The organism is Haematobacter sp., from assembly GCF_032102465.1.
Lineage (GTDB): Bacteria > Pseudomonadota > Alphaproteobacteria > Rhodobacterales > Rhodobacteraceae > Haematobacter.
On record NZ_DAMDHB010000031.1, the window covers coordinates 36,799 to 46,390 of the forward strand.

General features: G+C 67.6%; 8 protein-coding genes and 1 pseudogene. 6 read left to right on the forward strand and 3 right to left on the reverse strand.

The features are described from left to right. Positions 1–37: 37 nt before the first annotated feature. The 6 genes from RT513_RS16225 (at position 38) to RT513_RS16250 (ending at position 6,085) form a co-directional block, all read left to right on the forward strand. Positions 38–763 carry a CoA transferase subunit A gene (locus RT513_RS16225; RefSeq protein ID WP_088216567.1) on the forward strand — a complete coding sequence of 242 codons (726 nt, stop codon included), beginning with the start codon at positions 38–40 and terminating at the stop codon, positions 761–763. Continuing rightward, positions 763–1,410 carry a 3-oxoacid CoA-transferase subunit B gene (locus tag RT513_RS16230; RefSeq protein ID WP_035709430.1) on the forward strand — a complete coding sequence of 216 codons (648 nt, stop codon included), beginning with the start codon at positions 763–765 and terminating at the stop codon, positions 1,408–1,410. The genes RT513_RS16225 and RT513_RS16230 overlap by 1 nt, the downstream gene beginning before the upstream one ends. Further along, positions 1,403–1,696, forward strand: a complete 294-nt coding sequence (locus tag RT513_RS16235) for a GNAT family N-acetyltransferase (RefSeq protein WP_290690732.1) — start codon at positions 1,403–1,405, stop codon at positions 1,694–1,696. Before RT513_RS16230 ends, RT513_RS16235 begins: the two co-directional genes overlap by 8 nt. A 771-nt stretch (positions 1,697–2,467) precedes the next feature. Further along, positions 2,468–4,921, forward strand: a complete 2,454-nt coding sequence (locus RT513_RS16240; RefSeq protein WP_290690735.1) for a ligase-associated DNA damage response DEXH box helicase — start codon at positions 2,468–2,470, stop codon at positions 4,919–4,921. After that, on the forward strand, positions 4,918–5,583 hold the full coding sequence (gene pdeM / locus RT513_RS16245; protein ID WP_290690737.1) for a ligase-associated DNA damage response endonuclease PdeM: 666 nt from the start codon (positions 4,918–4,920) through the stop codon (positions 5,581–5,583). The genes RT513_RS16240 and pdeM overlap by 4 nt, the downstream gene beginning before the upstream one ends. A 61-nt stretch (positions 5,584–5,644) precedes the next feature. Continuing rightward, positions 5,645–6,085 (forward strand): PaaI family thioesterase, encoded by a 441-nt coding sequence (locus RT513_RS16250; RefSeq protein WP_290690740.1) that lies wholly within the window; start codon positions 5,645–5,647, stop codon positions 6,083–6,085. Between the two features lie 264 nt (positions 6,086–6,349). Here RT513_RS16250 and folD read toward each other — a convergent pair whose 3' ends face one another. From folD to RT513_RS16265, 3 genes and pseudogenes are all read right to left on the reverse strand, one after another. Then, complete coding sequence (gene folD, locus RT513_RS16255; protein ID WP_290690743.1) at positions 6,350–7,243, reverse strand: bifunctional methylenetetrahydrofolate dehydrogenase/methenyltetrahydrofolate cyclohydrolase FolD; 894 nt, start codon at positions 7,241–7,243, stop codon at positions 6,350–6,352. An 83-nt stretch (positions 7,244–7,326) separates the two neighbouring features. Next, positions 7,327–7,623, reverse strand: a pseudogene (locus tag RT513_RS16260) (chorismate mutase); the annotation flags it as partial. Positions 7,624–7,706: 83 nt separating this feature from the next. Further along, complete coding sequence (locus RT513_RS16265; RefSeq protein ID WP_290690745.1) at positions 7,707–9,377, reverse strand: formate--tetrahydrofolate ligase; 1,671 nt, start codon at positions 9,375–9,377, stop codon at positions 7,707–7,709. Positions 9,378–9,592: the final 215 nt, after the last annotated feature.

Consider the following 9,592-nt stretch of genomic DNA (forward strand, 5'->3'; position numbering starts at 1 on the left):
CCACAACTTCCGCGAGGGAAACGGACGGGAGGACCGGATGGGGAAGATCTACGGCAGCGCTGAGGAGGCTCTCGACGGCCTTCTGTTCGACGGGATGCTGATCGCCGCGGGCGGTTTCGGCCTCTGCGGCATCCCGGAACTCTGCATTTCTGCGATCCGGGACGCAGGCACCAAGGAACTGGTCATCGCCTCCAACAACTGCGGGGTGGATGAATTCGGGCTGGGCCTGCTGCTCCAGACCAAGCAGATCCGCAAGATGATCTCCTCCTACGTGGGCGAGAACGCGGAATTCATGCGGCAATACCTGTCGAACGAGATCGAGGTGGAGTTCAACCCGCAGGGCACGCTGGCCGAGCGGATGCGCGCGGGCGGGGCGGGCATTCCGGGGTTCTACACCAGGACCGGCGTCGGCACGATCATCGCGGACGGCAAGGAACACAAGGAGTTCGACGGGGAGACCTATATCCTCGAACGCGGTCTGGTCGCCGATCTCTCCATCGTCAAGGCGTGGAAGGCCGACGAGACTGGCAATGTCGTTTTCCGCAAGACCGCCCGCAACTTCAACCCGCCCGCCGCGACCTGCGGCAAGATCTGCGTCTGCGAGGTGGAGGAGATCGTGCCCGTCGGCTCTCTCGACCCGGACGAAATCCACCTGCCGGGCGTCTATATCCACCGGCTGATCCAGGGCCATCACGAAAACCGCATCGAACAGCGCACCACGCGCGCGCGCCCGGCCTCCGCCGCGGCAGGGGAGGAAGTCTGATGGCCGGCGAGGTGAAGAAGGGCTGGGACCGCAACCGCATGGCCGCGCGCGCCGCGCAGGATCTGCAGGACGGCTGGTATGTGAACCTTGGCATCGGCATTCCGACGCTGGTCGCGAACTACATCCCCGAGGGCGTGAACGTCACGCTGCAATCGGAAAACGGCATGCTCGGCATCGGTCCCTTCCCCTATGAGGGCGAGGAGGATCCCGATCTGATCAACGCGGGCAAGCAGACGGTGACGGCGCTTCCGCAGACTGCTTTCTTCGACAGCGCGCAGAGCTTCGCCATGATCCGGGGCGGCAAGATCGCCATGGCCATCCTCGGCGCGATGGAGGTGTCGGAGACGGGTGATCTGGCCAACTGGATGATCCCGGGCAAGCTGGTGAAGGGCATGGGCGGGGCGATGGATCTTGTCGCCGGGGTGAAACGTGTGGTCGTCGTGATGGATCACGCGAACAAAGCGGGTGAGTCGAAAGTTCTGAAGGAGTGCACGCTCCCGCTCACCGGCAAGGCGGTGGTGGACCGCATCGTCACCAACCTCGGAGTGCTTGACGTGGTGCCGGGCGGCCTGAAGATCGTGGAGCTTGCGGATGGCGTGACCGAGGCGGAGCTTCGGTCCCTAACGGAGGCTACGATCGTTGACTGAAGCAAAAATCGAAAGAGAAGTCTCGGGCAGCAAGGGCCGCTACGTGGTGCAAAAGGACGGATCGGAGGCGGAACTGACCTATTCCATCGCCTCGCCCCGCCTCATCATCGCGGACCATACCGGCGTGCCCCCCGCCTTTCGGGGCGAGGGCATCGGCAAAGCACTGGTGGAACGGCTGGTGAGCGACGCGCGGGAGGAGGGGGTGAAGATCTACCCCACCTGCCCGTTCGTCATCGCTTTCCGGCAGCGCCATCCCGAATGGGCCGACGTCTTCGCCGAGGACTGAGCCATTCGCATGAGAATGCGGATGCCACCCGGTCTGCCCCGAGATATCCCGACCGGCGGCTGAGCCCTTGTACAGAGTGCGATCAGGGACCGTCGTCCGGCGGCGGTCCTTATGTTCCCGCATACTCACGGCCTGCCGCGCGATACTCCGCCGCGAGGCTGAAGTCCCGCGCGGCGTGAGACTAAGAACTGTCGCCCGGGGGTCGTTATCGACGCCCTCGAGATACGGATGCCCGCGGCTTGCTGCAAGATATTCCGGCCCGCGGCTGAGCCCCTGCACGCTGTGCGGGCAAGGACCGTTGCCTGGCGGCGCTCCTGATTGCATGAGACGTTTCTGAATCGCTGGGTGAATGCCATCGCGCATCAAGGGCCTGGCCTGGGAATTGTAGCAAGCAATGCCTTTGCGTTGACCTTCCGGGGGATGACGGGTCAGCCCTTGCGTAGTCTGCGGCTTCGTCGCTCCATCCTTTCCCTGCATCGTTCCGTCAGCGGTCGGGGCACGGCGAGGCGGGAGGTTGCGCCTCGCAAGCGGGATAGTCAGCGTGGGGCCCGGGCACGCGCTTCTGCCGCGCAAGCGGAATGGTCGGCCCGACGGCGCGGGAGCAGCGCTTCCACCGCGCAAACGGGACAGTCGGCCTTCTGCCGGTGAGCCGGTAACGGGGAGCACAGCCGCAATGCTGCGGAGCAGTCCCCTGCGCGGAACGGAAAGCCTGCCCCTCAACCACAACGCGGACCACTCGAAGCCGGGCAGGCGCGCTCCTAGATAAGGGGGATGAGCACCCTTCCCCCCCCGTTTCACGACTGGTTCTCCGCACGTGGCTGGTCTGTCCATCCGCATCAGCGGGCGATGCTGGACCATGCGGCGGAGCCGGCGCTGCTGCTCGTCGCACCGACGGGCGGAGGCAAGACGCTGGCGGGGTTCCTGCCGTCGCTCATCGACATCGCCGCTGCGCCGAAACCCGGTCTCCACACGCTCTATGTCTCACCGCTCAAGGCGCTGACGGCCGACATCCGGCGCAACCTTCTCCGTCCGATCGAGGAGATGGCGCTGCCGATCCGCGTGGACGACAGAACCGGCGACACCAGCCAGACCCGCCGCAAGCGTCAGCGCGCCGACCCGCCCCATATCCTGCTCACCACGCCTGAAAGTCTGGCGCTCATGCTGTCCTATGAGGATGCGCCCCGGGTTTTCGCCGGGCTGAAGCGGGTGATCGTCGATGAGATCCATGCGCTTGCGGACTCGAAGCGCGGGGATCAGCTCATGCTGTCGCTCGCACGGCTGGAGATGCTGGCGCCCGGTCTCCGGCGCGTGGGCCTGTCGGCGACGGTGGAGGATCCGCCCGCGCTCGGCCGCTTTCTCGCCCGCCATCCGGCGCCCTGCCGGATCCTTGCTGCCGATCCCGGCCCGGACCCGGACATCGCCATGCTCGCGACCGAAGTCCCGCCGCCCTGGGCAGGCGGCGGCGGGCGCTATGCCATTCCTGCGATCCTGGAGGAGGTGAAGCGCCATCGCACCACCCTGATCTTCCACAACACGCGGGCGCAGGCGGAACTGTTCTTCCGCGATCTTTGGCTGGCGAACGGGGATGATCTTCCCATCGCCATCCACCATGGCAGCCTCGCACGGGAGGCGCGGGAGCGGGTGGAGGCGGCGATGACGGCGGGCGCGCTCCGCGCCATCGTCTGCACGGGGAGCCTCGATCTCGGTATCGACTGGGGCGATGTCGATCTGGTCATTCAGGTGGGTGCGCCCAAGAACGTCAAGCGCCTCGTTCAGCGGATCGGGCGGGCCAACCACCGCTACAATGCCCCGTCCAAGGCGCTGCTGGTGCCCGCGAACCGGTTCGAGGTGGTGGAATGTCAGGCCGCGCTGGACGCGATGCGCGATCATGCGCTGGACGGGGAGCCGCGCGGCCCCGGCCCGCTCGACGTGCTCTGCCAGCATATCGCGGCCACCGCCGCCGCCGGACCCTTCGATGCGGACCGGCTTTACGCCGAGGTGGTGACTGCCGGGCCTTATGCAATGCTGAAGCGGGCCGATTTCGACGCCTGTCTGGATTTCACCGCGACGGGCGGCTATGCGCTCCGGGCCTATGACCGCTGGCAGCGGCTCCGGCAGGGGCCAAACGGCCTGTGGCAGCTTCGCGATCCGCGGAGCGCGCAGACCATCCGCATGAACCTCGGCACGATCATCGACACCGACAAGCTGCGCGTCCGGTTCCGCGGGCAGGGTCAGCCGCTGGGAGAGGTGGAGGAGGCCTTCGCCGCCACGCTGACACCCGGCGACACCTTCCTGATCGGCGGTCAGGTGGTGCGCTACGAAGGTCTGCGCGACCTGACGGTGGAGGTGAGCCGCAGCCCCGGCGCCGATCCCAAGATCGCGGTGTACGACGGCACCAAGTTCGCCACTTCCACCCTGCTGACCGACCGGATCCTCGACATCTTCGCCCGGCGCGACTGGCCCGGCCTTCCGCACCACACGGCGGACTGGCTGGCGCTGCAACGCGACATCTCCCGCCTGCCGGAACGCGACCGGCTGCTGATCGAATGCTTCCCCCATGACGGGCGCATCCATCATTGCATCTACGGTTTCGCGGGGCGGAATGCGCAGCAGACGCTCGGCCTTCTGCTCACGCGCCGGATGGAGGAGGAGGGGCTTGGCCCGCTGGGCTTCGTCGCGACCGATTATGCCACGCTGATCTGGGGGCTGGAGCCGATGACGGACGCCGCCCCGCTGTTCGACCGGGCGCGGCTCCGGGAGGGGCTGGAGGGCTGGTTGCAGGGCAATGCGGTGATGAAACGGTCCTTCCGCGCGGTCGCCACCATCGCCGGGCTCATCACCCGCAACCTGCCCGGTCAGCGGAAATCGGGGCGGCAGGCGACCTTTTCCTCCGACATCCTCTACGACACGCTCCGCCGCTATGACCCCGATCACCTGATGCTCCGCGCCACGCGGGAGGAGGCGATGCGCGGGTTGGTCGATTTCGGCCGGATCGAGACGATGCTGGACCGCGTGGGCGACCGGATCGACCTTGTGCGGCTCGACAGGGTGACCCCGCTTTCCGCGCCGCTGATGCTGGAGCATGGCCGGGTCCCGATCGACGGCGCGGGGCGGGAGCGTCTGCTCGCCGACAGGGCGGAGAGGTTGCTGGAGGAAGCCGGGCTAGCCGACCTGCAAATCGCCGACTTGCGAATCCCGGAGGCGCAGGTCAAGAACGGAGCATGAACGGTTTCACGTTTCAGCTTCAGGGCGCGCGGCTGACGGCCCTCTCCTCCGGTGCGCTGTGGTGGCCGGAGCGGGGAGTACTCACCGTGTCGGACCTGCATTTCGGCAAGGCGCGGCGCGCGGCCCGGCGGGGGGGCCAGCTTCTGCCGCCCTATGAGGTGGCCGAGACGCTGTTCCGTCTGGAGACGCTGGTGGATGCGCTCCGCCCGGCCACGGTGATCGCGCTTGGCGACAGTTTCGACGATGCCGCGGCGGCGGATGAGATCGGGGAGGAGGAGCGGCTGCGCCTTCTTCGCCTGATGGCGGGGCGTCGCTGGCTCTGGGTGGAGGGCAACCACGACCCCGGTCCCGTGGCGCTTGGCGGCGCGCATGTGGCGGCGGTGACGGTCGGGCCGCTGGTCTTCCGCCACATCGCGGAAGAGGCCAGCGGCGAGGTTTCCGGCCATTATCACCCCAAGGCCCGTCTGGGCTTGGGGGGCGCCAGCGTCTCCCGCCCCTGCTTCCTGATCGACGGCACGCGGGTCATCATGCCTGCCTTCGGCAGCTACACCGGCGGGCTTGGCTGCAAGAGCCCGGTGCTTGCCTCCCTCATGGCACCCGGGGCGCTCGCCGTGCTCACCGGACCTTCGGCGCGCGCCGTGCCCATGGCGGCGGTTGGCTGAACTTCCGCTTCCCCCGGCGGGAAAAACCCGCAATTGTCTGACAGAAAGAGGGAGGGACCGGATGGACACCGCGACAGAACCGCTGGAGAGCCGTATTCGGGCAAGTTTCGCGCGGCAATCCATGCTCGCGACGCTGAAGGCGACGCTGGATGAGGTGACGGAGGGTCGCTGCGTCATCTCCGCCCCCCTCCTGCCAGAAACCCGCCAGCAGCACGGCGCAGGTCATGCGGGCGCCACCTTCACGCTGGTCGATACGGCGGCGGGTTATGCGGCGCTGACGCTCATCCCTCCGGGCACGGAAGTGATGACGGCGGAAATGAAGATCAACCTGCTCTCCCCCGCCATCGGCGACCGGCTGATCGCGACGGGGGAGGTCGTGCGTGCCGGACGGCGGCTCATCGTCGTGCGCGGCGAAGTGGTGGCGGAGGAGGCGGGGCGAACCCGCACCATCGCCATCGTGCAAGGGACGATGATCCCGGTCGATCCGCCCGCGGGGGCCTGATCCCCCGCCATCGGTCGCCTTCCTCGCCGACGAGGCCAGCGCCCTCGCAGGCTGCTGAGAAAGGTTTCCAGCTCTGCGTTGGAGCTGAAATCGTTCGCAATCAGAAGAAATCCAGCCGGAAATCCACCTGTTTTGAGGCGCTCCGGGGGCGGTTTCCCGACTTTCAGAGCACAGGCATGAGGCTTCTGAACTTTTTCAGCAGCCTGCCAGATCAAGATGGCTCCTGTGATACCGCCTTACACATTGGAAGCTACGCGTCGGGCCTCAGAGTGTCAGCCCCTCCGGCTCTGCCAGCCCGTTCGCCCGTGCACAGGCCGTGAGCGTATTGGCCAGAAGGCAGGCAATGGTCATCGGCCCGACGCCGCCCGGCACGGGAGTGATCGCGCCCGCGACCTCCGCCGCCTCGTCAAAGGCCACGTCGCCCGCCAGCCGTGTCCGGCCCTCGCCCGAGTCGATGCGATTGATGCCCACATCGATGACGACAGCTCCCGGACGGATCCAGTCGCCCCGGATCATCCCGGGGCGGCCCACCGCCGCCACGAGGATCTCCGCCTCGCGGCAGAGCGCGGGAAGGTCGTGCGTCCGGCTGTGGGCAACGGTGACCGTGCAGCTTTCCCGCAGCAGAAGCTGCGCCATCGGCTTGCCGACGATGTTGGAGCGCCCGACGACCACCGCCCTGCGCCCCGCCAGATCGCCCAGCTGGTCGCGGAGCAGCATCAGGCAGCCGAGCGGCGTGCAGGGGACCATCGCCTTCTGCCCGGTGGCGAGACGCCCCACGTTGATGACGTGAAACCCGTCCACATCCTTCGCCGGGTCGAGGGCGTTGATGACCCGCGCCTCGTCCATATGGCGCGGCAAGGGAAGCTGGACGAGAATGCCATGCACCGCGGGATCGGCGTTCAGCCGGTCAATGAGGGCGAGAAGCTCGGCCTCCGGCGTTTCGGACGGCAGGCGATACTCGAAGCTCTCCATCCCCGCGGCACGGGTCTGGACACCCTTGTTCTTCACATAGACCTGACTGGCCGGATCCTCTCCCACCAGAACCACGGCGAGACCGGGGATGATATCCGCCTCCGCCCTGATCCGCGCGGCCTCCACCGCCACACGTTCCCGGATGCCGGCGGCGAAAGCCTTGCCGTCGATGATCTTTGCCGTCATTCCGTCTGTCCTTCCGATGGGCTGGCCAATGAGTTGGTCGGGGGGCCGGCCAATGGGCTGGTCGGTGGGTTAGCCGAGGCATTGGCCGATGGGCCGAGCACCTGCTCCTCGCGCGCGATGGACCAGTCGATGAGACGCCGCCAGAGCGCCTCCGCCAGGTCGGGGTCCAGACCGAGCTCCGTGCCCGCGCGGCGCACATTGGCCACGACCTCCTCCACCCGCGCCTCGATACGGGCGGGCAGGCCTTCCGCCGGTTTCAGCTGCGCGGCACGGTCGATATAGGTCGCGCGGCGCACCAGAAGGGCTACGATCTCACGGTCCAGCGTGTCGATGGCGGACCGGAGTTCGACCATCGACCGGCAGTCCTGTGGCTGTTTCAAGGCGGTCTCCCGCGCTGTGGGCGATGGCGCCTCTTAGCCGCTGGAATACCGCCTTGCAATCGGGCCCGGTGCCGAAAGCGGCTTCAGAACAGCCCCTGAATGTTGCCCTTGCCATCCAGCCGGATGGTTTCGGCGGCAGGGTGGCGCGGCAGCCCGGGCATCGTGCGGATCTCGCCGCAAAGGACGACGACGAAACCCGCCCCCGCCGACAGCCGCACTTCCGTCACCGGCAGGGTGAAACCGGTCGGCGCGCCGCGGAGCGCGGGGTCGGCGGAGAAGGAATACTGCGTCTTGGCCATGCAGACCGGCAGGTGGCCATAGCCCTCCTCCTCCCAGCGGCGGAGCTGGCTGCGGGCCTGCTCGGGCAGGTTCACGTCGGCGGCGCCGTAGATCTGGCGGGCCACGGTGGCGATCTTCTCCTCCAGCGGCAGGTCGGCAGGGTAGAGCGGCCTGAACCGCGCCTCGCCGGACCGCGCGATCTCCGCCACCCAGCGGGCGAGCGGCAGAAGCCCTGCCGAGCCATCGGCCCAGTGGGTGCAGGGATAGGCCTCCGCCCCCGCTTGCCCCGCCGCCTCGATCAGCGCCTGCGTCTCCTGCGGCGTGTCGGAGGAGAAATGATTGATGGCGACCACCGCAGGCACGCCGAACTTCCGCACGTTCTCGATATGCCGCACGAGGTTGGCCGCGCCACGGCGCACGGCCTCCACATCTTCCCGCCCCAGATCCTCGCGCGCCACGCCGCCGTGGAACTTGATGGCCCGCACCGTGGCCACGATCACTACCGCATCCGGCTTCAGCCCCGCCGAGCGGCACTTGATGTCGAAGAACTTCTCCGCCCCGAGATCGGCCCCGAAACCGGCCTCCGTCACCACGAAATCGGCGAGACGGAGCGCCGCCCGCGTCGCGGCGACGGAGTTGCAGCCATGCGCGATATTCGCGAACGGCCCGCCATGCACGAAGGCCGGCGTATGTTCTAGCGTCTGGACAAGGTTGGGCTGCATCGCATCCTTGAGCAGCACCGCCATCGCGCCGTCGGCCTTCAGGTCGCGGCAATAGACCGGCGACCTGTCACTGCGGAAGCCGATGACGATACGGGCAAGCCGCTCCTCCAGATCCGCCAAGTCCTCCGCCAGACAGAGGCAAGCCATCACCTCGGACGCCACGGTGATGTCGAAGCCCCCTTCGCGCGGATAGCCGTTCGGCGCACCGCCAAGGCCCAGGACCACCTCGCGCAGCGCGCGGTCGTTCATGTCCACCACACGCTTCCATGCCACGCGCCGCTGGTCGATCCCCAGCGCGTTGCCCCAGTAGATGTGGTTGTCGATCATCGCGGACAGCAGGTTGTGCGCCGCTCCGATGGCGTGGAAATCCCCGGTGAAATGGAGGTTCATGTCCTCCATCGGGATCACCTGTGCATAGCCGCCGCCCGCCGCCCCGCCCTTCATGCCGAAGGAGGGACCGAGGCTTGCCTCGCGCAGGCAGATCGCCGCCTTCTCGCCGATGCGCTGCAACCCGTCGCCCAGGCCGACGGTGGTCGTCGTCTTGCCCTCGCCCGCGGGGGTGGGGTTGACGGCGGTGACGAGGATCAACCGGCCCTCCGGCCTGCCCTCCAGGGTCTTCAGATAGGCGGGATCCAGCTTGGCCTTGTCGCGGCCGTAGGGGATCAGCGCCTCCGGCGGGATGCCGATCCGCGCGCCGATCTCTGCGGGGGGCAGCTTTTCCGCCGCTCGGGCGATGTCGATATCGGACAGCACGGGGTCTCTCGCTTGCTCGCTCCTGTTGCCAGCGGTTCTGGCCGATGGCGGGCCGCTTCGCAAGCCGCGTGTGGCAGGAAAGGCGCGCGGAGGGTGGATGACTCCTGCCCGCCTTTCCGGTATGTTAGCGCTAACCATGCTTGGTCTGTCGGGGAGAGGCGCATGACGACGACGGTAGCGATCAACGGATTTGGCCGGATCGGGCGGAACATATT